General features: G+C 59.0%; 23 protein-coding genes, 1 riboswitch and 1 other annotated feature. Of the genes, 10 read left to right on the forward strand and 13 right to left on the reverse strand.

The window, feature by feature from the left end; translation table 11 throughout:
- Positions 1-36 precede the first annotated feature (36 nt).
- Positions 37-1,146 carry a putative lipid II flippase FtsW gene (gene ftsW, locus L6439_RS23450; RefSeq protein WP_213470619.1) on the reverse strand — a complete coding sequence of 370 codons (1,110 nt, stop codon included), beginning with the start codon at positions 1,144-1,146 and terminating at the stop codon, positions 37-39.
- A 182-nt stretch (positions 1,147-1,328) separates the two neighbouring features.
- Positions 1,329-1,503: riboswitch (M-box (ykoK) riboswitch) on the forward strand.
- A gap of 384 nt (positions 1,504-1,887) precedes the next feature.
- Here ftsW and mgtE point away from each other — a divergent pair.
- Both mgtE and L6439_RS23460 read left to right on the forward strand, forming a co-directional pair.
- A complete protein-coding gene (gene mgtE, locus L6439_RS23455) occupies positions 1,888-3,219 on the forward strand; it encodes a magnesium transporter (protein WP_168181940.1) in 1,332 nt (443 codons plus the stop codon).
- A 407-nt stretch (positions 3,220-3,626) separates the two neighbouring features.
- The gene (locus L6439_RS23460; RefSeq protein ID WP_213470617.1) at positions 3,627-5,600 is read left to right on the forward strand and encodes an ABC-F family ATP-binding cassette domain-containing protein; all 1,974 of its coding nucleotides are present in this window, start codon (positions 3,627-3,629) and stop codon (positions 5,598-5,600) included.
- Positions 5,601-5,713: 113 nt separating this feature from the next.
- Here the strand turns inward: L6439_RS23460 and L6439_RS23465 are convergent, their stop codons facing one another.
- The 6 genes from L6439_RS23465 to tsaE form a co-directional block, all read right to left on the reverse strand.
- On the reverse strand, positions 5,714-6,190 hold the full coding sequence (locus L6439_RS23465) for a YbaK/EbsC family protein (RefSeq protein ID WP_168181886.1): 477 nt from the start codon (positions 6,188-6,190) through the stop codon (positions 5,714-5,716).
- Positions 6,191-6,594: 404 nt separating this feature from the next.
- On the reverse strand, positions 6,595-8,226 hold the full coding sequence (locus tag L6439_RS23470) for a 2-isopropylmalate synthase (protein WP_213470615.1): 1,632 nt from the start codon (positions 8,224-8,226) through the stop codon (positions 6,595-6,597).
- A gap of 76 nt (positions 8,227-8,302) precedes the next feature.
- Positions 8,303-8,560: a binding site (T-box leader), on the reverse strand.
- A gap of 467 nt (positions 8,561-9,027) precedes the next feature.
- Positions 9,028-10,080: a tRNA (adenosine(37)-N6)-threonylcarbamoyltransferase complex transferase subunit TsaD gene (gene tsaD, locus L6439_RS23475; RefSeq protein ID WP_168181885.1), complete on the reverse strand. Its 1,053-nt coding sequence runs from the start codon at positions 10,078-10,080 to the stop codon at positions 9,028-9,030.
- A gap of 14 nt (positions 10,081-10,094) precedes the next feature.
- Positions 10,095-10,619, reverse strand: coding sequence for a ribosomal protein S18-alanine N-acetyltransferase (rimI, locus tag L6439_RS23480; RefSeq protein WP_168181884.1), 525 nt, complete (start codon positions 10,617-10,619; stop codon positions 10,095-10,097).
- A gap of 18 nt (positions 10,620-10,637) precedes the next feature.
- Complete coding sequence (gene tsaB / locus L6439_RS23485) at positions 10,638-11,474, reverse strand: tRNA (adenosine(37)-N6)-threonylcarbamoyltransferase complex dimerization subunit type 1 TsaB (RefSeq protein ID WP_213470613.1); 837 nt, start codon at positions 11,472-11,474, stop codon at positions 10,638-10,640.
- Between the two features lie 4 nt (positions 11,475-11,478).
- A complete protein-coding gene (tsaE, locus tag L6439_RS23490; RefSeq protein ID WP_168182839.1) occupies positions 11,479-11,958 on the reverse strand; it encodes a tRNA (adenosine(37)-N6)-threonylcarbamoyltransferase complex ATPase subunit type 1 TsaE in 480 nt (159 codons plus the stop codon).
- A 332-nt stretch (positions 11,959-12,290) separates the two neighbouring features.
- On the opposite strand from tsaE, the gene L6439_RS23495 reads away from it, so the two are divergent.
- Positions 12,291-12,890, forward strand: coding sequence for a TetR/AcrR family transcriptional regulator (locus tag L6439_RS23495; RefSeq protein ID WP_237096624.1), 600 nt, complete (start codon positions 12,291-12,293; stop codon positions 12,888-12,890).
- Positions 12,890-13,450, forward strand: coding sequence for an HXXEE domain-containing protein (locus tag L6439_RS23500; RefSeq protein WP_237096625.1), 561 nt, complete (start codon positions 12,890-12,892; stop codon positions 13,448-13,450). Before L6439_RS23495 ends, L6439_RS23500 begins: the two co-directional genes overlap by 1 nt.
- Positions 13,451-13,536: 86 nt before the next feature.
- Here the strand turns inward: L6439_RS23500 and L6439_RS23505 are convergent, their stop codons facing one another.
- Complete coding sequence (locus tag L6439_RS23505) at positions 13,537-13,725, reverse strand: H-type small acid-soluble spore protein (protein ID WP_168182836.1); 189 nt, start codon at positions 13,723-13,725, stop codon at positions 13,537-13,539.
- A gap of 225 nt (positions 13,726-13,950) precedes the next feature.
- On the opposite strand from L6439_RS23505, the gene ku reads away from it, so the two are divergent.
- The 3 genes from ku to ligD all read left to right on the forward strand — a co-directional run bounded on the left by ku (position 13,951) and on the right by ligD (position 16,973).
- Positions 13,951-14,970, forward strand: a complete 1,020-nt coding sequence (gene ku, locus L6439_RS23510; protein ID WP_213470609.1) for a non-homologous end joining protein Ku — start codon at positions 13,951-13,953, stop codon at positions 14,968-14,970.
- Positions 14,970-15,965 (forward strand): ATP-dependent DNA ligase, encoded by a 996-nt coding sequence (locus L6439_RS23515; RefSeq protein WP_213470608.1) that lies wholly within the window; start codon positions 14,970-14,972, stop codon positions 15,963-15,965. Before ku ends, L6439_RS23515 begins: the two co-directional genes overlap by 1 nt.
- 87 nt (positions 15,966-16,052) lie before the next feature.
- The gene (gene ligD, locus L6439_RS23520; protein ID WP_168182833.1) at positions 16,053-16,973 is read left to right on the forward strand and encodes a non-homologous end-joining DNA ligase; all 921 of its coding nucleotides are present in this window, start codon (positions 16,053-16,055) and stop codon (positions 16,971-16,973) included.
- 29 nt (positions 16,974-17,002) lie between these two features.
- Here the strand turns inward: ligD and cls are convergent, their stop codons facing one another.
- On the reverse strand, positions 17,003-18,430 hold the full coding sequence (cls, locus tag L6439_RS23525; protein ID WP_213470607.1) for a cardiolipin synthase: 1,428 nt from the start codon (positions 18,428-18,430) through the stop codon (positions 17,003-17,005).
- A gap of 281 nt (positions 18,431-18,711) precedes the next feature.
- On the opposite strand from cls, the gene L6439_RS23530 reads away from it, so the two are divergent.
- Together L6439_RS23530 and L6439_RS23535 are read left to right on the forward strand one after the other, a co-directional pair.
- Positions 18,712-19,971, forward strand: a complete 1,260-nt coding sequence (locus L6439_RS23530; RefSeq protein ID WP_213470606.1) for a peptidoglycan DD-metalloendopeptidase family protein — start codon at positions 18,712-18,714, stop codon at positions 19,969-19,971.
- Positions 19,972-20,016: 45 nt separating this feature from the next.
- Positions 20,017-20,475 (forward strand): bactofilin family protein, encoded by a 459-nt coding sequence (locus L6439_RS23535; protein ID WP_168182831.1) that lies wholly within the window; start codon positions 20,017-20,019, stop codon positions 20,473-20,475.
- 357 nt (positions 20,476-20,832) lie between these two features.
- Here the strand turns inward: L6439_RS23535 and L6439_RS23540 are convergent, their stop codons facing one another.
- From L6439_RS23540 to rfbC, 4 genes are read right to left on the reverse strand one after another with little or no spacing between them, the layout of a single operon-like run.
- Positions 20,833-21,039 (reverse strand): diaminopimelate decarboxylase, encoded by a 207-nt coding sequence (locus tag L6439_RS23540; RefSeq protein ID WP_213470605.1) that lies wholly within the window; start codon positions 21,037-21,039, stop codon positions 20,833-20,835.
- A gap of 28 nt (positions 21,040-21,067) precedes the next feature.
- Positions 21,068-21,742, reverse strand: a complete 675-nt coding sequence (locus L6439_RS23545; protein ID WP_213470604.1) for an ATPase — start codon at positions 21,740-21,742, stop codon at positions 21,068-21,070.
- A gap of 30 nt (positions 21,743-21,772) precedes the next feature.
- Entirely contained in the window at positions 21,773-22,645 is an 873-nt protein-coding gene (gene rfbD / locus L6439_RS23550) for a dTDP-4-dehydrorhamnose reductase (protein ID WP_168181423.1), read from the reverse strand.
- Positions 22,646-22,649: 4 nt separating this feature from the next.
- Complete coding sequence (gene rfbC, locus L6439_RS23555; protein WP_168181422.1) at positions 22,650-23,219, reverse strand: dTDP-4-dehydrorhamnose 3,5-epimerase; 570 nt, start codon at positions 23,217-23,219, stop codon at positions 22,650-22,652.
- Between the two features lie 658 nt (positions 23,220-23,877).
- Between rfbC and L6439_RS23560 the strand changes: the two genes are divergently transcribed.
- On the forward strand, positions 23,878-24,246 hold the full coding sequence (locus L6439_RS23560) for a helix-turn-helix domain-containing protein (RefSeq protein WP_168181421.1): 369 nt from the start codon (positions 23,878-23,880) through the stop codon (positions 24,244-24,246).
- The last annotated feature ends 579 nt before the right edge of the window (positions 24,247-24,825 follow it).

Consider the following 24,825-nt stretch of genomic DNA (forward strand, 5'->3'; position numbering starts at 1 on the left):
GTACCTCTAGTTCGCAGATTAGGTAAGAAGGCGTGCCTATTCGCGCTGTCTCCGATCATTATCGCGCGAAATATTTAACAGAATGCCGGCGCTCGCCATGCATAACAAGAGAGAAGAGCCTCCATAGCTGATGAACGGAAGCGGCACGCCCTTGATCGGCATCGCCCCGGTCACCGCCCCCAGATTGAACGCGAATTGGGCAAATATCATGGTAATGATGCCTGTTCCGAGCATAATCCCGAAGGGCTCATCGCTGCGAAGCGCCGCCATAAGGCCCCGCCAAAAGAAAAGAAAAAAACAAAATAAAAGCAGTAATCCGCCCACAAATCCGAATTCCTCTCCGATGACGGCAAAAATAAAATCGGTGTGCGCTTCCGGCAAATAAAAAAGCTTCTGCACGCTCTGGCCGTATCCTGTTCCGGTCACTCCTCCGTGTGCCAGCGCGATCAAAGACTGAATCAATTGATAGCCGGCTCCTTCCGGATCATCGAACGGATTCAAAAACGACATAATCCGTTGATACCGGTAGCTGCGGCTGAAGGCAAGAATGACCAACAGCACCCCAAAACCCCCGCCAAGCATCGCGATATGACGCATATCCGCCCCGCCGATAATAATAATGGTCATTGACAGAATCGAAATGATCATGACCGAACCAAAATCCGGCTGCAGCATAATTAGAAGCAGCATGACGCCAATGACCGTGAGAATGGGCAGCAATCCCCCGGAAAATAAGCGAATCCGTTCTCCCTTTTTGCTGATCATATGCGACAGGTAGATGATTAAGGATAGCTTCGCGAACTCGGCCGGCTGGAACCGCATCCCGCCCACATTGAACCATCGCGTGGCGCCATTCACCTTGATGCCGTAATAAGGGACGAGCGCAAGCAGCACGATCGAGAGCAACAACAAGAAGGGGGCGGCCTTGCTCCATTTTCGAAACGGAATATTCATGAACACAAACATAGCGGCAAGTCCGATGAGAGCGAACAACATTTGCTTTGACGCATAATAGGACGGATTTTCATATTTGAGACTGACCACGGCCGAGCTTGCGCTGTATATCATCGCCAATCCGAACAGAACCAGCAGCAAGGTCACAAAAAGGAGCAGAAAGTCCGGCCGGCCTTTGATCGTTTGCTTCAAATGAACTCACCTCGAGCATCCTCCATTATTAAAACGTTAGCGTGATCGAAAATCATGCCTCACTGATCCCCAGACACTACTCCAGTGTATGGACTCCTCCCCCAAAAGAGGTTATGAAAAGGTTAAAGTTGTTCCCTGGAGGTTGACAACATCCACAGCCGGTGTTAAGGTTGACAATGTCATAAAGACCTTGTTAGGTGAGGCTCCTATGCAAACATAGGCCACTGCCCAGAAATATCGAAAGATGCCCATGGGTAGAACAGGAATTGCCGGATTAAGGCTTTTCTTAACGTGGCTAAGGGAAGAAGGCTTCTCTTTACGTTGCATAGTGCTAAAACTCAACTAGGGGGCGCGGGAATGTTCTATATTTGCGTGCATTCATCGAACCCTCTAGGACTCCTGGAGGGTTTTTAGTTTATTCTGCAAAGGGGGGAGAACACTCAATGGATAGTAGTTCCAGTAATCCGTCATCGAATCAAGTTCATAATCTTGCGAAGAGGGAGAATGAGGTTCTCTTTACCCTTACTTGTGATTCATGCTGCATTCATCACGCTGCCCGGTACCGGGGCAGGTGTATTTAAGCATGCATAGATGTAAGCAGTGAGTGTAATGAAGAACAGGAACTACAAGCTCTCCTAGGCGCAGGGAGAGCTTTTTTGTGTCTGCTTGCCGAATGGAGAGCAAGCAATCATACGCGGAAGGATGTTTGCGATAGGAGGAATAAACATGGTTCAAAAATGGATGATTCAAGATTTGAAAGATAGACTGGCCGAACAAAAGCGGGATGGCCTCAATGAGTTCCTCGCCCGGTTCCAACCTTATGATTTGGCCGAGATGTTAATAGAACTTGAGGAAAGCGAGCAAATTCAATTTATTGCCAAGCTTCCGGCTGCCTTGGGGGCGGAAATTTTGGAATATGCCGATCCCGAATTGCAGTACCGAATTTTAGACCGCGGGACCAAGGAGACAGCCGCTTCCATGCTCAATGAGATGTCCAGCGATAAAGTGGCCGATCTGCTGCTGGCCATCCATCCACATCAAGCCGGAACATTATTGGAGCTGCTGCCTGCCGATTACCGGGAGAAAATCAGCGCTCTGATGCAATACCCGCCGGAGTCGGCCGGGAGCCTGGCTACGGTAGATTATATTGCGGTCCGGAATTATTGGACGGTGGAGCATACGCTGCAGCATGTCCGCAAGGTTGGGCAAGACGCGGAAATGGTATCGTACTTCTATGTGCTGGACAATAACGGCAAGCTGGTCGGGATCGTGTCGCTCAAGCAGGCGATCCTCGCCAAGGCCGGCGCCAAGCTGGAGGAAATCATGCTCAAGGATTTCGTCTCGGTGTCCGCCCGGATGGACCAGCGGGAGGTTGCGACGATTTTATCCAACTATGATCTGGTGGCTCTTCCCGTCGTAAGCGAGGAGCAGCGAATGATCGGGATAATCACCGTCGATGATTTAATTGACGTTATCCATGAAGAAGCGACGGAAGATTTTCAGAAAATGGGCGGAAGCCAGCCCTTAGAAGTACCGTACTTTAAAAATTCCTTCTGGAAGCTATTTCGCAAGCGAATCGCATGGCTGCTTGTCCTATTCGTAGCCGAGGCCTATACGGGGAATGTGCTGCGCTACTTTGAAGATACGCTGTCGGAAGTCATCGCGCTCGCATTCTTTATCCCATTGCTGGTCGGGACGGGCGGCAATACGGGAACCCAGACCGTAACGACTCTCGTTCGCGCTCTGGCGCTCGGGGAAGTGAAGCCGAAGGATATATTCAGAGTCGTTCGCAAAGAGGTGGCGACCGGTCTCATTCTCGGACTCTGTATGGGCGCAGCCACGTTTCTTCGCGCCCAGCTGCTCGGCGTAGGCTTTGATATCGGAAGCGTCGTTGCCGTCACGGCGATTTTCATCGTGATCTGGGCCTCTCTTATCGCGGCGGTGCTGCCGCTGGTCCTGCACAAGCTTAGAGTCGATCCGGCCGTCGTCTCCGGACCGTTCATTACCACTCTGGTGGACGGCACCGGGCTCATCATCTACTTTACTCTGGCTAAGCTGATGCTGAACTTGTGATGAATCCGGGACAGCCCCGCATCTGCTCGCGATCGCGAGTACCGAATCCGGCGCTGCCAATGGAGAGCCCCATTCCGAGCCGGGATGGGGCTCCCTGCGTACACCTCCTCCCGTTGCGGCCGTCCGGGTCCGATCCGCGTTCTCCCAGTCCTTGACTGAAGCATATGGCCGGCGGCGCTCTTCATCGGTTCAGGGGCGGATTGATAGACAAATTTCCCGCGATCGGCGAGAATAGAAAAGGGGTCGGACCGAAACGGAATCCCCGATTCCCGTCGGCCTGACCGCCTGGCCCCATGGCATAGCAACGGATTGAAAATGAAATGATGTCATCATCGCCTATGGTACATTTTCATTATTTTCGAACCGCGATGCGAGAATAGCTTGTGATTAACGGAGGAGATACCCCTATGCTGCTTCAAGTGAACGGCATGAGCAAGAATTACGGGATAACTCCCGTATTGTCGAATATTACGCTGCAGATTCTGGAGCGCGAGCGGATTGGGCTGGTCGGCGTCAACGGGGCCGGCAAATCGACGCTCCTGCAGCTCATCGCCGGCGAGATGTCCCCGGACAGCGGGACCATTTATAAAGCCAAAGAAACACGCATCGGTTACTTGGCCCAGAACAGCGGACTGCAATCCGACCGCTCCATCTGGGACGAGATGATGCTCGTATTCGCCCCGTTAGTGGAAGCGGAGCAGGAACTGAGACAGCTTGAACATGAGATTGCCGACCCGGAGACCGCCGCTGACGCCGCCCGCCATGAAGCGGTGATGCGCAGATACGCCGAGCGCTCGGAATGGTTCCGGATGCATGGCGGCTACGAGATGGAGACGCGGGTGCGGAGCGTGCTTCACGGGATGGGATTCGGCCAGATGGATCCGGGCACGCCCATTCATACGCTGAGCGGCGGCCAGAAGACCCGGCTGGCCTTGGCCCGCATTCTGCTCCAGCAGCCGGATCTGCTGCTTCTGGACGAACCGACGAACCATCTGGACATCCATACGCTGACATGGCTCGAGAATTATCTCCGTTCCTATCCGGGAGCGGTGCTGGTCGTGTCCCACGACCGTTATTTCCTGGATGCGATGGTCACCGCCATTATCGAGATCGAGCGGCATCAGGCGAAGCGCTATACCGGCAATTATACGAAATATATGGAATTAAAAGCCGCCGAGTACGAGCAGCAAATGAAGCTGTACGAGAAGCAGCAGGATGAGATCGCCCGGCTCGAGGACTTCGTCCAGCGCAACCTCGTCCGCGCATCGACGACGAAGCGGGCGCAGAGCCGGCGCAAGTCGCTGGAGAAGATGGAACGTCTGGAGAAGCCGGCCGGCGAGCTGAAGAAAGCTCATTTCTCCTTCGAGACGGCGCGGCAGAGCGGGAAGGACGTGCTGCAGGTGCAGGATCTCTCCGCGGGCTATGACGGTGCGGACCCCTTGTTCCGCCACGCCGAATTCGATCTGAAGCGCGGCGAGATGGTCGCTCTTATCGGCCCGAACGGAATCGGCAAGTCGACCTTGCTGAAGGTGCTGATCGGCAAGCATCCCCTCCGGGGCGGAAGCTTCCGCTGGGGCACCAACGTCTCGATCGGTTACTATGATCAAGAGCAATCGACGCTGAATCCGAACCATACCGTGCTCGAAGAGGTATGGAGCGCTTATCCGCATCTCGAAGAGGTGCGGATCCGGACCGTACTGGGGAACTTCCTGTTCAGCGGGGATGATGTGACGAAGAAGGTCGCTTCCCTGAGCGGCGGGGAAAAGGCGCGCGTCGCCTTGGCCAAGCTGATGCTGCAGCAGGCGAACGTGCTGATCCTCGACGAGCCGACCAACCACCTCGATCTGTTCAGCAAGGAAGTGCTGGAATCGGCGCTGTACGACTACGAAGGCACGCTGCTGTTCATTTCCCATGACCGCTACTTCCTGAACAAGATGGCGGAGCGTATCATTGAGCTGGATGCGGCCGGAACGCATCCGTATCTCGGCAACTATGACGACTATGTGGCCAAAAAGCAGGAGCTGGCCGAAGACGCGGCGATTCGCGCCTCCCAACAGCAGGCGGCGCCAAGCAAGCCGGCCGCGTTCCAGGGCAGCGCCGCAGCGGACAGCGCGGCTGATGCGGGCCTGACCGCGGCAAAGGCCTACGAGGCCGATAAGCAGGCGAAGCGCGAGGAGCGTGCGCGCCAGCGGAAGCTTGAGCAATTGGAGGCGGAGATTGCCGCGCTGGAAGCGAAGATCGCCGAGCGCGAGTTGGAGCTGGCCGAACCGGACGTGTATAACGACTATGTCCGCGTCCAGGCGATCCAGGCCCAGCTTGATGAAGACAAGGAAGCGTTGAACGCGATATACGGAGAATGGGAGCTGTTGATGGAAGCCTAGAGGAAGAGGCACTCTCGTCCGCATGTCAGCTGTCCGAAGAGCACAGGGCTGCCCGGGCCGGATTGAATCCGCAGGGCAGCCCTTGATTGTGCCCGGGAAGAATCACCGGCAGCCTAGACGACCGGCATCACCCGCCCGTTCGTCATCCCGATCAGCTCCTGCGGCGTGAGCGGAAAGACGCCGTGCGGATGTCCCGCCGCGGCCCAAATCTCCTCATAATGAAGCAAATCTTCATCAATCAGGGTCGCAATCGGCTCCTTATGCCCGATGGGCGGGACGCCTCCGATGACGAATCCGGTATGCTCGCGCACGAAGCCGGCGTCGGCTTTGCCAAGCTTCTCGCCGAGCGCCTGCCCGATCCGCTTCTCGTTAATGCGGTTCGTTCCGCTCGCGACCATCAGCACGGGCTTCTCCGACGGCTTCATGCGGAAGATGATGGACTTCGCGATCTGCGCGACCTCGCATCCGATCGCCTCTGCCGCTTCCTGGGCCGTGCGAGCGCTGTCCGGCAGGACAGCGACCCGGTTGGCGAAGCCAAGCTCCTCCAATTTATCCTGCACCGCTTGAACCCGATCATTGATTTTTTCCATAGGAAAATCCCTCCTGCTTCCTAACCCAATCTGCTGCTGAACTCAATGGCGCATCTCATCCCCATCCCATCCTCTGCCCCGCGAGCGGCGGCATCTTCCCGTTTTCATGTCAGGAAGCCCGGTAAGATTCACGCCTGCGTAAATCACAACTTATACACAGAACGCGAAGGGACAGTCGGCGGATGGCTCCATGGTTCATGTTCGTTTTGTGCAGTCATACCAATGGTTTTCGGGCAACCCCCAACATTATCCACCGTTTTATCCACATTATCCACAATTTGCAGGGCATATCTTGAAAAATCTATCCTCTTTTTCACCTGGATCCAGACCTTGGTCCCAGAGGGGAGTAAGCGTTTTATCCCCATTTTCAACAGGATATGTGGATAACTTTGTCCACATCCGCCTCAGGATGCATCGTTACGCCGGGCGGACACAAGCTCGGGTTCTTCTTCCGGTCCTCCATGAGCAGCGGCGCCGCGAAGCGCCTGATTACAGGCGGCCATATAGGCTTGAGCCGCGGCCAGCACGATATCCTGATGCGTCGAGCTTCCCTGGTACACCTGATCATGGAGGGACACGGTCACGACGGCTTCCCCAGACGCCTCCTCCCCGGAAGAGAGCGAGTGCAGCTCCAGATCCTCGAACCGGACCGGCTCCCGGACCGCTTGGGACAAGGCGCGAATGACGGCTTCAATCGGGCCGCTGCCCACTCCCGCATACGTCTGCTTCTTGCCGGTCGCCTGCTCCTGCACCGTCACGGAGGCCGCCCGCTTGCGGTCATTGCCCGCCACCACTTCGACATCAAGCAGACTCAACGGCTCCAGCTGCTCGTTCAGCGTCTCGCCGATGCATTGCAGCAGCTGATCGTCGGTCACGACCTTCTGCGCATCGGCTACGCGCTTGAAGCGATCATACACTTCGTTCAACTGGTCGGCATTGAGATGAACGCCATACTGCTCCGCGCGGTGCTTAAGCGCGTGCCGCCCCGAATGCTTGCCCAGAATGATCATATGATGCGGAATGCCCAGCTTCACCGGATCCATGATCTCGTACGTGCTGCGGTTCTTGAGCAAGCCGTCCTGATGGATGCCGGATTCATGCTGGAAGGCGTTGCGGCCGACCACCGGCTTGTTGTACGCAATCGGGAAATGCATCATCCGGCTGACCGCCCGCGACGTCTCATACAAAAATTCCGGCCGGATCCGGGTCGCTGCCTGCAGAGCTTCGCCGCGCGTGTCGAGCGCCATGATCAACTCCTCCAGCGCGCAGTTCCCCGTCCGTTCGCCGACCCCGTTGACCGTAACCTCGATCTGGGTCGCGCCCGCTTGAATCGCCGCCAGGCTGTTCGCGACCGCCAGCCCCAGATCGTTGTGGCAGTGCGCGCTGAATACCGCGCGCTCGGCCCCGCGCGCGCCCCGGCGCACCTGGCGGAACAGCGCCCCGTATTCCTCCGGCAGTGCATAACCGACCGTATCCGGGAGATTGATGATCGACGCGCCTTCCTCAATCGCCGTCTCCACCAGTTCGATAACGAAATCCGCATCCGATCGCGTCGCATCCATCGCCGTGAATTCAATGCGATCGACGAACTGCTTCGCATAGGCGACCGTCTCTCTCGCCATCTGCTTCACCTCGGCGCGCGATTTGCGCAGCTGATGCTGAAGATGAATATCCGAAGAGGAGATGAACACATGAATCCGGCGCCGGGCGGCATCGGCCGTCGCCTTGACGGCTGCTTCGATATCCTCCCGAACCGCCCGCGCGAAGCCGCAGATCTCCACTTGCGGATAGAGGCGGGAGATGCGCTGCACCGCTTCGAATTCCCCCGGACTCGATATCGGGAAGCCCGGCTCGATCACGTCGATGCCGAGCCGGACGAGCTGCTCCGCCAGCTCCAGCTTCTGCGGCAGTGTCAAGGCCGCGCCGGGCGCCTGCTCGCCGTCCCGCAGCGTCGTATCGAAAATCTGAATCATCCGCTTCTCCTTGTTCTGCGGAACTCCTGCCTGCATTGAATAGCCTTGTGTCTGAACGTCCATCGCGATTCCTCCCATTAATCCGTCTTTTCCAGAAACCAACCCATCTTCAACGAAATTAAAAAAAGCCTGACGTCTCTAAAGAGACGACAAGCTCTGCTCTGCCGCGGTACCACTCTCGTTGGAAGATCATCCGCATTCGCAGGATCCTCCCCCTCGGCCCGATAACGGTCAGGTACCGTAGCCGCCTACTGCCCTTGGGCATCCTCCCGGACGCCATGAGCCTGTTCAGCCGCTCCACTCCCGGGCGAGTTCAGACATTCCGCCGCTGCGTCGCACCACCCCGCAGCTCTCTGATCGGCTTCCTTGTCTTACTGCTCCCGTTCTACGTGTTCGATATATGCATGTTCTTGATAACAAAAAAACCTGACGTCTCGTTAGAGACGACAGGTAGATGCCGTGGTACCACTCTAGTTGACGACCTTCATCTTCGCGCTCAAGATGAAGCGTTCGTCCGCTTAGGCGTACACCGCCGAATCCGGATCATGGCGATGCGCGCGCCCGATGACGGGGGCTCCGTAACGGCATACCGCCGCGCCTGAGGATCTGCATCCGCATCCCAAGCCAGCATTCCGCCGTTCCGCTCCCAGGCGAGTTCAAGGCAACCGCCGCTGCGTCGCACCGTCCCGCAGCTCTCTGATTCCGACCGTTATCCTCTACTGCTCCTGTTCATTGCGTGTCAACCGATATTCCCATTCCATGGAAGGATTGAGGTTTGATGACTATTATATTGTCCCGGTGGTTGCGAGTCAACACCTAATTTGTAAAAAGGTTCCGCCCCTCCCGTCCGTCAGCGCCCGGCAGCTATTCCACCGACCACGCCTCAAGCGAGAACAGCGGCTGCGCCTGGAAATCAAGCGGAGCAAACTGCCCGTGCTTCCACTTGAGATGCGCCGCCGCCGCGATCATGGCCGCATTGTCGGTGCAATATTCGAACGGCGGAATCAAGAGCGGCACGCCTTCGGCCTCGCAGCGCCCGGCCAGCGCCGATCGCAATCCGCGGTTGGCGGCCACGCCGCCGCAGAGCAGCAATTGGGCCGCGCCATATTCCTTCACGGCGCGCATCGCTTTCTCCGTCAACACGTCGATGACGGATTCCTGGAATCCGCGGGCGACGGCCGCATACATCGGCGGCTCGCCCCGCATCTTCGCCTGATTGACGACGTTCAGCACGGCGGACTTCAGTCCGCTGAAGCTGAAATCATAGGAATCAGGCTCCAGCCAGGCTCGCGGCAGCGTGATCGCGTCGTCCGCGTCCACGGCGAGGCGGTCGACATGCGGACCGCCCGGATACGGGAAGCCGACCGCGCGGGCGACCTTGTCGTAAGCTTCGCCGACTGCGTCGTCGCGCGTGCTTCCGATGACGCGGAACACGCCCTCCCGCTCCAGATGAACCAGCTCCGTATGCCCGCCGCTGACGACGAGCGCCATGCATGGATAAGCCAGCTCCTGCACGAGCCGGTTCGCATAAATATGTCCGGCGATATGATGCGTCCCGATGAGCGGAACGTCCAGAGCCATCGCCAGCGACTTCGCCGCCACGATGCCGACGAGCAGCGAACCGACAAGCCCCGGCCCCTGGGTGACCGCGACGGCCGTAATGTCGGACAGGGCAATGCCTGCCTGCTTGACCGCTTCCTCCAGCATGACGGTAATCGTCTCCACATGCTTGCGCGAAGCGATCTCCGGCACGACGCCGCCGAAGCGCTGGTGGACGCCGATCTGGCTTGATACTTGGTTGGCCAGCACCTCGCGCCCGCCGCGGACGATGGCGACCGACGTCTCGTCGCAGCTTGTCTCGATCGCGAGTATGATATCCGCTTCCGCCGGATGGGTATGAGAACTTGGTATATTCACGAATGTCACCTGCTTTATTCCGCTTGTTGCAAGGAAGAGCCCGCCAACGCTTTCAGGTCGGTCCACATAATGAGCGCATCTTCCTTGTTATCCGAATAGTATCCTTTGCGCACGCCCGCTCCCCGAAAGCCGAACTTCGCATACAGCCGCTGGGCAATATGATTCGACACCCGAACCTCCAGCGTCATCGCCTCCATGCCATAGGCCATCGCCTGAACGACCATCTCCCGCAGCAAGCGCTCCCCGAGCTTCTGCCCCCGGAAATCGGGATGAACGGCGATATTGGTAATATGAGCTTCATCCACGACCGTCCACATGCCGGAATAGCCGATAATGCGATCGCCATGAAGCATCACCGTATATTTGGCAAAATGGTTCTGCGTCAATTCATTCCGGAACGCGTCCATCGTCCACGGCACCGTGAACGAAGCATGCTCCACCTCCAGCACGCCGGGAATATCCTCCAGCCGCATCGGACGGAATTCCACTCCGCCGAATGCTTCCCGTTCATCCTCATCGTATTCAGGCCGTTGTCCCATCTGCCATACTCCCTTCTCTTACTGCTGCCTCCGGTCCGCCCGTTCCTTCGCCAGCAGCTTCGCTTCCGCTTCCGCCAACTGCGTATAGTTCGGCTCGAGCCGATGGGTGTCCGTCCGTTCGCCCGCGGCATAAGCGCGCAGCCCGAGACGGCCGATCCAGCCCGCCTCCATCCCGCACGGGATGACGCGAACCCGCTCTCCCCATTGGGCCTGCAGGCCATGCAGGGCTTCCTGCTGCGCTCCGGTGTCGCCGACGAACCACACGGATCCGGCCGCCTGCGGATGATCCGCGCCTTCCGCCTCAGCCTGCAGCGCCCGGGACGCTTCCTCGGCCACCAGCGAGAACAGGCGAATCCCGTCCTCGCCATGGCGTTCCGCGCCATCCAGCAGGCCCTTATTCCCGCTTCCTTTCCAAGCGAAGGGAGCCGTATAGACTTGGCCCCTTCTCGCATCCATCAGCGGGTAGACGAGGATGCGCCCCGAACGGCCCCCTGCCGCCCCGGCCCGCTCGGCCTGGTGCATGCCGGAGAGCGCCAGAGCCTCCAGGCTGGATACGCCGATCACCGGCTTGTCCCATGCCCAGGCCATCGTCTTCCCGGCCGTGACCGCGATGCGCACGCCCGTATACGATCCGGGGCCGACACCGACGGCGACAAGCTCCGTCGACTTCCCGCTCCATCCGTTATCCGCCATCAGCGACTGCACCGTCGGCAGCAGCTTAATCGAATGATTGCGCTCGGCCAGGGAATGGCGCTCGTCCACGAGCGCGCCCCCTTCGAGCAGGGCGGCGGTGAGAGCGGCCGTCGACGTATCCAGGGCCAGCACCCGCGTTCTGTTATGATCCTGTTGATGCACGATGTCAGACTCCCATCCGTTTAAGTTCGTTAACCCAGCTTACATAAGGCTCCCCGTAGGCGGTCAAGCGAATAATCCGCTCGGTCTCGCCTTCCGTCTGCATAAAAAGATGCAAATAACGCGGCGGCAGCAGCGGCGTAATCAGGCTCGACCACTCGACCAGCGACACGCCGTCGCCATATAAGTACTCATCCAGCCCCAGCTCGTCCGCTTCCGCCATCGAGATGCGGTACACATCCATATGATAGAGCGGCAGCCGGCCGCTGTCATATTCCTTGATTATCGTAAACGTCGGACTGTTGACGATCCCCTCGATGCCGAGCGCACGGGCGACCGCCTGCGAGAAGCGGGTCTTCCCCGCCCCCAGATCCCCATCGAGCGCGATGACCGTGCCGGGCTGACAGCGTTCGGCCAGCTTCGCGGCCAACCGTTCCGTATCCGCTTCGCTCGCGGAGTAAAAGGCGAATTCCGCTGATTGGTTCATAATTCCCTCCACGACATTCAACTGTTACTGACACCTCATTATAACACAAAAATCCCGACTCTCCTTACAAGCCGCAAGGGGGCCGGCAGCGCTCCGGCTTGCTGTATCCCTCGTTCCAAGACGGTTCCGTACCGGACGCTCGCTCCTTATCAAGCTCATTGAACGGAAAATCCAGGAAAGCCGCCGGAATGAATACACTCTTCCTTCTTCACTAGGATTCCTCATTTGGGGCTGATTCATCTGTTTTTTCAAGGCCCAGCGGAGGCTCCCTTTACACGGCAGAACCGGAATGATAAAATGTTACTAACTAATTAGTTATCAAAGAGGAGGAGGTGGGCCTATTGGCTCGGAATACCGCGCAGGAGAGCAAGCGGAGGCTGATGGAATCGGCCGGGCAATTATTCGCCGCCAAGGGGGTGCGCGGCACGAAGGTCAGCGACATCGTCGCCGGGGCGGGGCTGACTCAAGCCGCTTTTTATCTGTATTTCAAAAGCAAGGACGATCTGGCCGCACAGCTTCTGGAGCAGTTCAATGAGCAGCTGCTGCGCCTGGGCAACGCAGGTTCCGAAGTGAAGCATCTCCCCGCTTCGGATGTCGAGAAGTTCATCGTCTCGGCGCTGACCGGCATATTCCGGCTGTTCGGGGAACAACCGCAGCTGACGAAGATTGCGCTGCAAATCTCCGACGACAGCGAGCAGGTACGGGAACGCATCGTGCGCCAGATCATCGCCAATATGCTTCATAACCAGTCGCTGGGCATCGTTAAGCCGGACATCGATCCGGAGCTGGCGGCCGAATCGATCGTGGCGGCGATAGAGAGACTCGTCTACCGTTATGCCGCGACCGGAGAGAGAACGCCGGAGGAGCTGGGCGCTCATACCGCACGCCTGTTCCTGCAAGGCATGCTGCTTCATGGGGAGAAGGAGGAGTAATGATGAACGATGCCGTTACCGGCTGGATAGCCGCTCATCTTGATGCGATCACGGTCATGTGGCTGTTTCCGATCGTGTTCATGTTCCATGATTTCGAGGAAATCCTCTATGTCGAGCCCTGGCTTCGCCGCCACGGCGGCCGCATTTTGGAGAAGATGTCTCCCTTGGCCCGCCGCTTTGCCTCGAGCAGCCTGCGCATGACGACGCGGGATTTCGCGGGCGATGTCTTTTGGGTGTTTCTGGTCGTCGTTGCCTCCACGGTGGCGGCCGTGATGTTTTCCTTCTACGACCTGTATCTGATTCTGCTCCTTATCTTCTTCCTGCATGTATTCACCCATATCGGCTTGTGCCTGTATACCCAAAGCATAACGCCCGGCGTCGTCACCGCCGTCCTTCTCGTGCTGCCCTACACCGGCTATGCCTTCTTCCGTCTGTTCGCGGATGAGGTCATCCCGCCGGATCGGCTGCTATGGGACGGGGCCGCCGCCATCTTGCTGCTTCCTGCCATCTTCCTTCTTATGTCCCGTTGGCGGAGCAAGTTCCGAACCGCAGGTCAATGACAAGACGGGAAGGCCGATGCTAACCACGCGCCTTCCCTGCTCCCGCTCCTGTGCTTGAGGCGGGAGGTCCGACTCCTGCCATCCGACTATTGGTTCGGCTCCTTCAAGCGGTCAACCGATACCGTCTCGGTATTTAGCGGGTTGTTCCCGACTTGCACCGTCGCCATCCCATTGGCGACATCCACGCTCTCAATCCACACCGGTTGTTCGCCGTCCAGCTGGACGGGTACGGTGTCCTTCATTTCCAAAATATGCTTTGCGCGATGCGCATCCATGTCCAAACCTCCCTTCCGCTCCATCTACGCCTTAACGTGACGCAAAGGCGGCTTTTTCATGCATGCGTAGAAGAAAGCGAACTATCGCATACTTACCTATAGAGGTTGTCCAAAAAGTCGCAGGTTGAACACTGACATACAGGCAGGAACTTCATGAATATGGTGATACAGATGCCGCGCAACGATGTGCAGGCAATGAGTGAACAGGCGCAAGGAGGATAATTGATGCATACGGTCTGGAAAGGGGCAATCAGCTTCGGCTTGGTCCATGTCCCCGTCAAAATGCATACCGCCACCGAAGACAAAGACATCTCGATGCGAATGATACACAAGGAATGCGGCAGCCCGCTCTCCTATGTCCGCTCCTGCCCGGTCTGCAAGGAAGAGGTCGGCTGGGACGAGATCGTGAAGGGCTATGAGTATGAAAAAGGGAAATTTGTCCTGTTCGACAAAGATGAGCTGGAGCAGCTGCAGGATGATGCCAGCCGGGCGATCGCGATTCTTGATTTCGTCGACCTGGCCGAAATTGATCCGATTTATTATCAGAAGACGTATTATTTATCTCCCGATCAGGCCGGGAACAACGCTTATCAACTGCTGCGCGAGGCGTTGGTGCAGACAGGCAAGATCGGCATCGCCAAGGTGACCATTCGGGCTAAGAGCAGTCTCGCGGCCATTCGCGTCATCGAAAATTGCCTCGTGATGGAGACAATGTTCTATCCGGACGAGATTCGGGCGGTCACGCAGGTGCCGAATATTCCGGAGCATGTGGAGGTCAATCCGAAGGAGCTGGAGATGGCGAAGCTGCTTATCGGCCAGCTGTCTACCGCCTTCGAGCCCGAGCAGTACACGGATGAATACCGCCAGCGCCTGTTGCAGCGGATTGGGCAAAAGATCGCGGGCGAAGAAGTCCGCACCGCTCCGGCCGCCCAGCCGGCCGCCAATGTCGTCGACCTGATGGCGGCGCTGCAGGCCAGCATCGAGGCGATGAAGGGGCCGCGGCCGATCGGCACCGATCCGGGCCCGGCGGCGGCAGCGGCTCCTGGCGCAGCGGCGGAACCGAAGCGGCGTAAAAAAGCCGCTCCTGCGGCAGCGGCCGCCGATACGCCTGCCGAGGAAGCCGCCCCGCGGCGCAAGAAGACGTCCCGCAAGGCGGAAGCCGGCGCGCAGAAGGCGGCCAATGACGGCGAGGAGCCGGCCGCCACGGGCGGCACGCGGCGCAAGCGGGCACGGACGGAGACCTAGTGCCGCGGCCGCCGATGGAAGGCCCGGGACAGCGGACGGAGCCGGATGAACGGAACCCCGGGGTCTTCTCCGAGGCGCTCCCTCCTTCTCTGGCGCTGCCCTCGGCGCCGATGTCTCCGCTTCGGAGCGACCGCATCCCCACGGGCGAGGATTGGCTTCATCAACTGAAATGGGATGGCGTCCGAATGCTCGCCGTGTGCATTCAGGGCCGGGTGCGGCTGTTCTCCAAGCGGATGCTGGAGAAGACGTCCATCTATGCGGACGTGACGGCCATGATGGAAGCGCGGCCCGAGCTTCGCGGCCGGACGCTGCTGCTCGACGGGGAGGTCGTCGTCTTCGATCCGAATCTGGGACGGCCTTCTTTTCCGTTGGCGCTCCAACGGGAACGGATGCGCCAGCGGCCCGACGGGTCCCTTCCCGCTGTCTACGTTCTCTTCGACGTGCTCGGGATCGGAGAACGGAATGTGAGGAGGCTTCCCTATGAGGAGCGGCACCGCTTGCTGCTGGAGCTGTTTCCCGAGAAGCATCCCGCCTGCTTCGTCGCGGATATTTTCGAGGATGGCGATCAATTATGGGAATGGGTGGAGCAGCACGGCTGGGAAGGCGTCGTCAGCAAAAGGCGAAGCTCTCCATACCAGGAGGGCAAGCGGCATCAGGACTGGTTCAAGCATAAAAAGGATCTTCTGGTCGAAGCTCTGACGGTCGGCTATATGATCAATAACGGCCGCCCGGCCAGCGTCGTCTTGACCGACTTGGAAGGACGCTATATCGGCAAGGCGTCCATCGGACTCGATGAGATCCGACGGCAGCTGCTGGAAGGCTGGGCGGCGCGTTATCCAGCCGCAAGTCCGCCCGGAGGACCGATTCCGGCTCTCCGCCGGGAGCCGATCGTCTGGATGAGCGTGCCCATTCCGTGCCGGGCCGCGGCCCTGGAATATACGCCGACCGGGCAGCTCCGCCATCCGCGCATCGATACGCTGCCGCTACTGAAATAACGGAAGAACGCCAAGTTCGCGTTAGGAATGAAAAAGTCAGAAGACGAGCTTATAAGAATCGGAATGAAGCAACAGGAAGGTGGGACTATGGCCAGCAAAGAACCGCCCGCGTCCTTAATGGTAGAAGGGCATGAGATCCAGATCACGAATCCGAACAAGCTGTTGTGGCCGGAGGCGGGCATAACGAAGACGGACTATATCCGGGAAATGATCCGGCTGAGCCCTTATTTGCTGGCGGCGTGCCGCGACCGCTTCCTGACGACGATCCGGTATCCGCATGGCGTTCCCGGGGAATTTTTTTACCAGAAAAACGTGCCGCCCGGAGCCCCCTCCTTCGTCGAGACCGCCATGTCCGGGGATATCCGCTATATCGTGCTCCAAAACGTGCCTACGCTGCTGTGGCTGGCCAATCTCTCCTGCATCGAGTTCCATCCCTCGCTGCACCGCATCGGCGACCCGCTCCCGGCCGAGTGGATTATCGACCTGGATCCGTCCGTTCGGGAGGAAGAGCGCATTATGGAGGCCGCCTGGATCGTGGGAGAGGCGATGGAGCGGATTGGGATCCGGACGATCCCGAAGACATCCGGGGCCACCGGCGTGCAGCTTATCGTGCCAATCAAGCGCGGCCCGACCTTCATGCAGCTCCGCGAACTGGGCGAGATGCTCGCGATCTATCTGTGCGAGCTGCACCCGCAGCTGTTCACGATCGAGCGGCTGAAGAAGAACCGGGGCACCCGCATTTATATCGATTACATGCAGCATGATGCCTCCCGGACAATCGCAGCGCCCTACACGCCGCGGGCAACGCCGTACGCTTCGGTCTCAATGCCGCTCACCTGGGACGAGGTGAAGCGCAACCCGAAGCCGCGAGATTACCATCTGCTCAATGCGGCCGATCGGCTTGCCCAGGTCGGCGATCTGATCCGCGAAGCCGAACCACTGGCAATCGAGCCGATTCTGGAGGCCTTCTCCAGCCAGATTCAGGCCATCCGTTCACGCAAAGGCTGACTTCCGAACGTCGAACGTGCATTAGCGAGTTACAGCAGAGGCGACAGCAGCCGCATGAGGGCTTCGGCGGCGCGCTGTCCGCGGGAACGGGTGACGAACTTGTTGTAATCGATCTCGACGCTGTCTTCGAAGTCGCGCAAAAAATCTTCCTCAATCCGATCGACCGCCGATGCTTCGAACAGCACCGCGTTGACTTCGAAGTTGCTGAAAAAGCTTCGCATATCGAGGTTCGCCGTTCCCACGCATCCCAATGTCCGGTCCATGAGGAAGGTTTTCGCGTGCGCGAAGCCTTTCTGGTACTGATAGAAGCGGACGCCCGCCTGCAGCAGCTCCTCCACGTAAGACAGAGAGGCCCAATCGACGAGACGCGAATCCGATTTGCCCGGAATAATGATCCGGACATCGATCCCGCTGACGGCGGCCGTCTTGATCGCGAGGCGCACGCTGGCGTCGGGAATGAAGTACGGCGTAATGATCCAGACCCGCTCCCGCGCGGAACCGAGCACCCCGAAGAACAGCTCCTGAATCGCATCCCAGCTTGCGTCCGGCCCGCTCGAGATCATCTTTACCTGCTCCTTCCCCTTGCATTGATGGGGCGGAAACAGCTCGCGAACCGGCAGGGACTGCTCGGTCACGAACGTCCAGTCGTGCAGAAAAATCGCCTGCAGCGCATAAACCGCATCTCCTTCAACCTGCAAATGCGTATCGCGCCAAAAACCAAGCTTGCGGTCCAACCCCAAATAATCGTCGCCGATATTCATTCCGCCGACAAAGCCGATCCGCCCGTCTACGATAAGCAGCTTCCGATGATTGCGGTAATTGAGGCGGCGGCGGAAAAACGAAACGGACAGCGGCAGGAACCAATGAAATTCCACGCCCGCTTCCTTGAACGTCCGCAAGTATTTGCGGCGCAGTTCGATGCTGCCGACGCCGTCGGCCACGATGCGGACGCGGACCCCTTCCTTCGCCTTGGCGATAAGCGCCTGCTGGAAGACGGTGCCGATGCCGTCGTCCCGCAAAATATAAAATTCCATATGGATATGATGCTTCGCTTCCCGGATAGCGGACAGCATCGCTTCGAACGTGGCTTGTCCATTCGTCAGCACCCGCGTCTCGTTGCAGCTCGTAATCGGGCTTTCCGAGAGAGAAGAGATGAGCTCGAACAAGCGTTCCTGGCTATGCATTTGCGGGTTGTTCAGCTCGTCCGGACGGCTCACCGTCCGGATTCCGATGGCGCGGGTCCGGTTCTCGGGATGCCCCCAGCCTCCCCTTTTCCGTACCCGGCGCCGGGCCGTATATTCCTGGGCGAGGAAGTAGTACATGACGAAGCCGATCAGCGGGAAGCAGAACAGAACCAGCAGCCAGGCTACCGCCTTGGAAGGCTGCTTGTACTCCAGCAACACGATTGTAAAAATCTGAAATATGTATATGAGCAAGGCGACTACCAGCCATAACATCAATTTTTCTAACCTCCGCCTGTCATTGACCTCGTTGCCTTTGCAGGACTTATTTCATGTATTACATCAGTGCAGGCCTCCTGTCAACTCTGCCCGTTCGGCATCCCGTTCCTGTTCTCATCCTTCCGGTCCCCCCTATCCTTCCAGTATTGTGTATTTTTCGGCCTAATCATACGTGCAAAATCGCTCATTCGGACAGATAACCGTTCTGTATAGCGGGACAGTGGAATAGAGTGCAATAGGTAGACTTTGCAAGATTACGCGGAATCCGAGGTGATGTGATGAAAGGGCGTTGGTGGAATGGCCGAATGACACTGCTCGTCATCCGCGACGCGGAGCAAGCGGTCAAGCAGATGAATGTGCCGAAAATGCTCGTTGTCTCCGTCCCGATTGCCGCCGTCTTGTCGATATCGGGTCTGGTGCTGAGCATGCAGTGGAAGGCCGCGGCGGAGATCCGCGAGTTGGAAGGCCTGCTGTCTAACCAGTCCGAGGCGCTTGAAGTTACGGTCAAGAATAAGGACGAAGCGATTCAACGGCTGCAGAATGAGATCGTCCGCCTCTCTTCGGAGACCGAGACCGTCAAGCAGCGGATCAATCACATGAGCAGCCTCGAGAAGCAATTGGAAGACTTCGTGGAAGGAAATTCCGGGGTGTCCAAGGATAGCGGCGGGAAGCAAGCCCGCTTCGTCCGCACCGCCGGCAGGAACGAGCACCGGCAGGTCGGCGGCGAGGAGATTGGGGTCAGTACGGAGCAGATGCTGGAGTTGGCCGAGCGCTCGCGGCTGGATCTCGTCCAGATGAAGCGCATGCTGTCTTCCATACAGCGCAATGCGCCGGCCGTCTTGAATCAAGCGCAGAAGAAGCAGGAACTCATCGCGGGAACGCCGTCCGTCTGGCCGACAAAGTCACGTCGCTTGACCTCCAGCTTCGGGTACCGGAAGGACCCGTTGACCGGATATGCCGCATTCCATGCCGGCATTGACATTGGCGGCGAGACGGGCGACTCCGTCCTCGCAGCGGCCGAGGGAGAAGTGATCGAAGCCGGGTTCAACGCTTCGCGGGGCAATTATATTATTATCCGGCATGTCAATCAATTGGACACCTGGTATATGCATCTGCAGCGAATCCGCGTCTCCGTGGGCGACAAGGTCGGCAAAGGCGACACGATTGGCGCGCTAGGCACGACCGGCCGCAGCACCGGGCCGCATCTCCACTTCCAGATTGTCCAGCGGGGCGAACCGATCGATCCGCTTCCGTTCCTGACGAAGGCATCCGCGGGCACCCCGGCAGAGGGACGGTCCGTTAAGATCTCTGCCGCCTCCGGCGCCGCGGGGAGTCCTGCGGGTTCTGGGGGGGCCTGGTCTTCCCGAGTCAAGAACCGTTCAGACGCTTTCGGTGGCATAGAGTACCTTGGAAGTTCCCGGACATCCGGTTCCGAGAGTACCGGTCCCGGGTCTTCCCCATCCTCCCCGGCCTCCGTTACCAGACTGTCGCCGCTTCCGAAGTGGATCACGGAAACGGTGCCTGCCTACGGCACATAACCCCGGACATATGAAGCCAAATCTGTCAAAACAGGAGGGATTACGATGTTTCAACGCTCATCCCAGCGGATTAAGCCGACGGACACATTCATCGGCCACGGCACCGATATGAACGGCACCATTCACTCGCAGTCGAATGTGCGCATCGACGGTAAATTTACGGGCGAGCTGAGCAGCAGCGGCACGATCACCGTCGGCGAGCGCGGAGAGGCTCACTCCACCTTGATCGCCCGCCATGTCGTCGTCGCGGGCACCGTTGTCGGCGATATCAAGACGACGGGCAGGCTGCTCATCACCTCGTCTGGACAGGTGCTGGGCCATTGCGAATCGGGGCTGCTGGTCGTCGAGGAAGGCGGCATCCTGAACGGCACGAGCATGGTGGAGCGGGAAGCGAAGGAAGGAACCTTCGCGAACGGCGCTGCCGCCGCCTGTGAACCGCCCGAACGGGAACGGCCGGAGAAGCAGGACGACGAGGAAAATGCCGGAACGAAGCAAGCGGGCTAACCAAGCCGCTTGCTTTTTTTCTGGGGCTCACTCTCCCCAATCAAGAGAGATGTGGCCCCGTATGTAATTTGCGCCTGCCCTCTGTTTATGCTAGTTGGCTTAGCTCTTGCTCACCGCCGTATCATCCGCGCCATCCTCCCGGCGCCTGAAACGGCTGTGTCTCGCACCCTCTCCAGCCTTCTTCCTCTCCATTCTCTAGTTTCCCTTCCAAGCCCTCATTCCAATCCCTGCTCTGCGACAACCCTTTCCCCACACGCTTTGCCCCTATCTTGCAACTACATCCTTGTCCTTTCCAACTGCCTCTTTTTCCCCGCCCCGACGGGAATCCGGCCCGAAGGCGATGCCGCTGTCCTCTTGCTAACGCAGCGATTCATAGGGCAAATCCGTCAGCCGGACGCGCCACAGCCGATTCAACGGCCGATGCTTCGCGATACATTGCTCGCACCCGCCGATCGGATTATCGCCGCAGAAGCCCGTCCGAAATACCAGCATCGCTTCCTCATGGACCAGCAGGCGCTGGCAGCCCAGGCATTTCACTGCCGTAGGCAATTGCTTCCCTCTCATGTGCTTGCTCCCCTCATCCCGAATGGATTCATGCCGGTCCCCCGCGTTGCCGTGTCAATCCGCCGCCCAGGCCCGGCATCGTCTTGGGCCATGGCGGATAGCGAAGCCGCTCCACCCTGTCCATCTCCGGGCGGCAGCTGCTTCGCCACAGCCGGCGGGCCTCTTCGTCCGCCGGTTCGGCGGGACGCTCCCGCCAGAGCGGCACCCCTCCGCGCGCAGCCCAGCGCTGCGCGTATTCCGCCACCCGGTACGGCACATAGCGTACCGGCCGCTTCATCGGCGCGAACAGCTCCCCAAGCGCCGCCAACGGCTGCCCGTCCGCCGTGCCGAGGAGGACGGTGCCGGTCGCCTGCAGCCAGGCGGGAGGCAGATACGCGACATCGGTCGCAGGCCCGGCCTCCCCTCCCCCGCGCAGGCGCTCCGTCGAGCCGGGCGCAGCCTCCGGCGCGGCCACGATGGCGAGGCGCATCGCCTCCGCAAGCCCCCGGCCGCGAGGCCAAGAGCCCGGCACGACGACGGCATCGGCACGGCGGACGGCGTAGTCCGCATGCACGGTGCACAGCATGCGGCTGGCGCAGACGCGGCGCCAGTGCTCGGCCTCCTCGGCTTCCGGGAGGACGAGCCAGACATCATGGCCGAGCTTGCTCAGCCGCCAGGCCAGGTCCAGCCCCCCCTCCCGCGCTCCCATTACAGCGCATCGCATGCCTTTCCCTCCTCCCTGGCGTTCCCATTCCTAGCGAACCGGGCCGCCCGCCGCATAGCGGCGCAAATAATCGGCCAGCGCTTCGCGCCACGGGCGCATCGGCGGAAAGCCGTTCAAGCGCAGCGCCCATCCTTCCAGGGCCGAAAAGGACGGCCGCCGGGCAGGACGGGGAAATTGCGATGTCGGCACGGAACGAACCTTAACGGACAATCCCGCCTCCTCCATAATCGCAAGCGCAAATTCATGCCAGGAGCAGATCCCGGCATTTGTGACATGATATGTTCCAAAGCGGTTCGTCCGCAGCAGCCGCAAGATCATTTCGGCCAGATCGAGCGTATACGTAGGGCAGCCCGATTGATCATGCACCACTTTGAGCTCCGGCTGGACCGCCGCTTGACGCAGCATCGTCTTGACGAAGTTATTGCCATGCGGCCCATATACCCACGACGTCCGAACGATGAAGGAGGACGGCTGCAGAAGCTGCACGAACCGCTCCCCTTCCCGCTTCGACGCGCCGTACACATTGATCGGGCGAGTGCGGGACGTCTCGGTGTACGGCTTCGTCGTCCGGCCGTCGAACACATAATCCGTGCTGACGTAGACGAGCTTCGCCCCGGCCTGGCTCGCGGCCGCCGCGACATTGCGCGAGCCGAAGGCATTGACTTGGTACGCCAGATCCGGATTGAGCTCCGCTTCGTCCACCTTCGTATATGCCGCGGCATGAATGACAGCGGATGGCCGATCCCGCAGAAATACACGCAGCACCTCCTCCGCATCCGTCACATCCAGCTCCTGGCGGCCATAACCCCGGGCCGGGACGCCATAGCGGCGCAGCACCGCCATCATATCTTTGCCGAGCTGGCCCTCCGCTCCGGTAACGAGCACAATCCTTCCCTGATTCATCATCTCACCCACCTCGCTCCAGACTGGACAGGGAGAACGTCTCGGCGCTTTCCAGCAGCGGCAGCATCTTGTCCTTGTCCGACATTATCGGATCCGAGGCCGGCCACGGTATCCCGATCGCGGGATCATCCCATCGGATCCCCCGATCCCATTCCGGCGCGTAGTGGGCATCCACCTTGTACATCACCTCGGTATCATCCACCAAGGTGCAGAATCCGTGGGCATAGCCTGGCGGAATCAGGAGCTGCCGCTTGTTGGCCGCGCTCAAAATCACGCCAATCCATTGGCCGAACCGCGGTGATCCGCGGCGGATATCGACCGCCACATCATATATGGCGCCGGCAAGCACCCGCACCAGCTTCGTCTGCGCCATCGGCTCCAACTGGTAATGCAATCCGCGAATCGTTCCGGCCCGGGCAGACAGCGAATGATTATCCTGCACGAACGTCTGCGGAATACCGGAAGCCTCCCATTTTTCGCGATGATAGCTTTCCATAAAAAAGCCGCGGCCGTCTTCCAACACTTTCGGTTCCAACATCAAAACGCCGTCGAGCGGCGTAGAAGTGATTTTCATGTAACACAACTCCTTGTTCTGACGAATCGGACGGTTCAGCCGCTTGGCCGCTCCCCTTCGCGGACGCCTCGCCGAGGGCTGGAATACCCATTTCCTCATCCTATGCAGAACCGCAGTGCAGCGTCTGTATGGCCGGAATCATAACGACGCCTACTTATATATATGCCCGCGGATCCCGAACAATGATCCCGCGCCTGCGATCGCTCTCATCGGCTTGAGACTTGGAACAGAGCCGGCGATCCGATATCCGGCCGCCGTTCTCCCCGCTTCGAGGGCCGCGCGACCCGCCATCGGCAGGCCGGGGCATCGAAGCGGCCTTGTCCGCCGATAAGCCGCCCCGTAGCATCCGGGCCGGGACGGCAATCCGGGCCGAAACTGGATGCTCATTGCGCCCCGGACACAACCGGCCTATAATGAGACGACGGAAACCGGTGTACAAAGACGGGCCCCTATGCCGGACGCACGTCTCGCCGGAGCGCTGTCAGGCACCGGTTCAACTCGCCACCAGATTCGGTGCCAGGCCGAGTTGGCCGTCTCACAGCCTTCGAGGGCCAAGATTGCGACGGGCTGATGGGGCTGATGGGGCTGAGAGGCCGATGGGGCCGTTACATCCGAAGCCACAGGAGAAGCAAATTAGAAGCAAAGGAGGAGCACCAAGATGGAGCTCGGAAGCCGACTGGGACAGCTGCGCGAGCGCAGCGGCTGGACGCAGGAAGAAATGGCGGAGAAGCTAGGCATTACGCGGGCCGCACTATCGCATTACGAGAAGAACCGGCGCAAGCCCGACTTCGAGACCTTGATACGGGCAGCCGATCTGTTCGGCGTGTCGGTTGATTATTTGATCGGCCGGCTTCCCCGCGGGGGCATGCGGCCGGATTCGAAGCCCGCTGAAGCCGCCCCCGGAATCGAGCTGAGTGATCCTTTGGCGTTGAGCCGCCTTCGCTTCGAGGTCGACGGGGAGCCACTAACTTACGAGGAAGCACGCCGATTCGTCGCCTTCGTGCGGGCGGAGCGGATGATGCGCTAAGGGGCAGGGGATCTGACTTGGTGCAGAGAGGTGTGCCGCGCCAGGGCAGGCGGGGGCACGCTATTCGGGCAGGGGCGATTCAATGCCGCAGCGAGCCTTCCCGTTCAAAAACGCAAAAAAACCTGCAAAAGTGCAGGATTCGTGCCGTACCTCCTTTTCGAAAGGAAAAATACTGCAAAAGCGCATCAATTTCCCTCCTTATCGCTTGGATCGGGATAGAATGGACGAAAAATCCTGTCTTTTTGCAGGAATCCTACCAAAAAAGGGTTATGCACCGGTAAAATGCTGTAAAATTGCAGGATTGCTCTCCTCGGTGCCATCATACATAGAGCTGCAGGCTCAAAGGAGGCGGCTAGGAGCAATGTAGAGAAATAAAAAACATCCCCGCCTTTCAAACGAGGATGTCCCAGTGAGTTAAGCAATGTTGCTTAAGATAGGTTTGTGAAGCTACCTTCCTCTACATGCCTCAAGATGTGCTCGGGAAGCCACATTCCGCTGCATGCCTCAAGAGTAGCTTGTAAAGCTAGGTTCCACAACGTTTCATCAGGTAAGCTTATAAAGCTACGTTCCTCTACGTGC

Source organism: Paenibacillus dendritiformis (genome assembly GCF_021654795.1).
Taxonomy (GTDB): Bacteria; Bacillota; Bacilli; order Paenibacillales; family Paenibacillaceae; genus Paenibacillus_B.

What these genes read in the sequence shown, in the direction of transcription:
- L6439_RS23530 (WP_213470606.1), top strand. Translation starts at nt 18,712, where the DNA reads ATGAAAGGGCGTTGGTGGAATGGCCGAATGACACTGCTCGTCATCCGC.
- L6439_RS23500 (WP_237096625.1), top strand. Translation starts at nt 12,890, where the DNA reads ATGATGAACGATGCCGTTACCGGCTGGATAGCCGCTCATCTTGATGCG.
- L6439_RS23540 (WP_213470605.1), bottom strand. Translation starts at nt 21,039, where the DNA reads ATGAGAGGGAAGCAATTGCCTACGGCAGTGAAATGCCTGGGCTGCCAG.
- rfbC (WP_168181422.1), bottom strand. Translation starts at nt 23,219, where the DNA reads ATGAAAATCACTTCTACGCCGCTCGACGGCGTTTTGATGTTGGAACCG.
- L6439_RS23470 (WP_213470615.1), bottom strand. Translation starts at nt 8,226, where the DNA reads ATGGACGTTCAGACACAAGGCTATTCAATGCAGGCAGGAGTTCCGCAG.
- L6439_RS23535 (WP_168182831.1), top strand. Translation starts at nt 20,017, where the DNA reads ATGTTTCAACGCTCATCCCAGCGGATTAAGCCGACGGACACATTCATC.
- L6439_RS23460 (WP_213470617.1), top strand. Translation starts at nt 3,627, where the DNA reads ATGCTGCTTCAAGTGAACGGCATGAGCAAGAATTACGGGATAACTCCC.
- L6439_RS23465 (WP_168181886.1), bottom strand. Translation starts at nt 6,190, where the DNA reads ATGGAAAAAATCAATGATCGGGTTCAAGCGGTGCAGGATAAATTGGAG.
- ligD (WP_168182833.1), top strand. Translation starts at nt 16,053, where the DNA reads ATGGCCAGCAAAGAACCGCCCGCGTCCTTAATGGTAGAAGGGCATGAG.
- rimI (WP_168181884.1), bottom strand. Translation starts at nt 10,619, where the DNA reads ATGGGACAACGGCCTGAATACGATGAGGATGAACGGGAAGCATTCGGC.
- mgtE (WP_168181940.1), top strand. Translation starts at nt 1,888, where the DNA reads ATGATTCAAGATTTGAAAGATAGACTGGCCGAACAAAAGCGGGATGGC.
- L6439_RS23505 (WP_168182836.1), bottom strand. Translation starts at nt 13,725, where the DNA reads ATGGATGCGCATCGCGCAAAGCATATTTTGGAAATGAAGGACACCGTA.
- rfbD (WP_168181423.1), bottom strand. Translation starts at nt 22,645, where the DNA reads ATGAATCAGGGAAGGATTGTGCTCGTTACCGGAGCGGAGGGCCAGCTC.
- tsaE (WP_168182839.1), bottom strand. Translation starts at nt 11,958, where the DNA reads ATGAACCAATCAGCGGAATTCGCCTTTTACTCCGCGAGCGAAGCGGAT.
- L6439_RS23560 (WP_168181421.1), top strand. Translation starts at nt 23,878, where the DNA reads ATGGAGCTCGGAAGCCGACTGGGACAGCTGCGCGAGCGCAGCGGCTGG.
- L6439_RS23545 (WP_213470604.1), bottom strand. Translation starts at nt 21,742, where the DNA reads ATGCGATGCGCTGTAATGGGAGCGCGGGAGGGGGGGCTGGACCTGGCC.
- cls (WP_213470607.1), bottom strand. Translation starts at nt 18,430, where the DNA reads ATGTTATGGCTGGTAGTCGCCTTGCTCATATACATATTTCAGATTTTT.
- ku (WP_213470609.1), top strand. Translation starts at nt 13,951, where the DNA reads ATGCATACGGTCTGGAAAGGGGCAATCAGCTTCGGCTTGGTCCATGTC.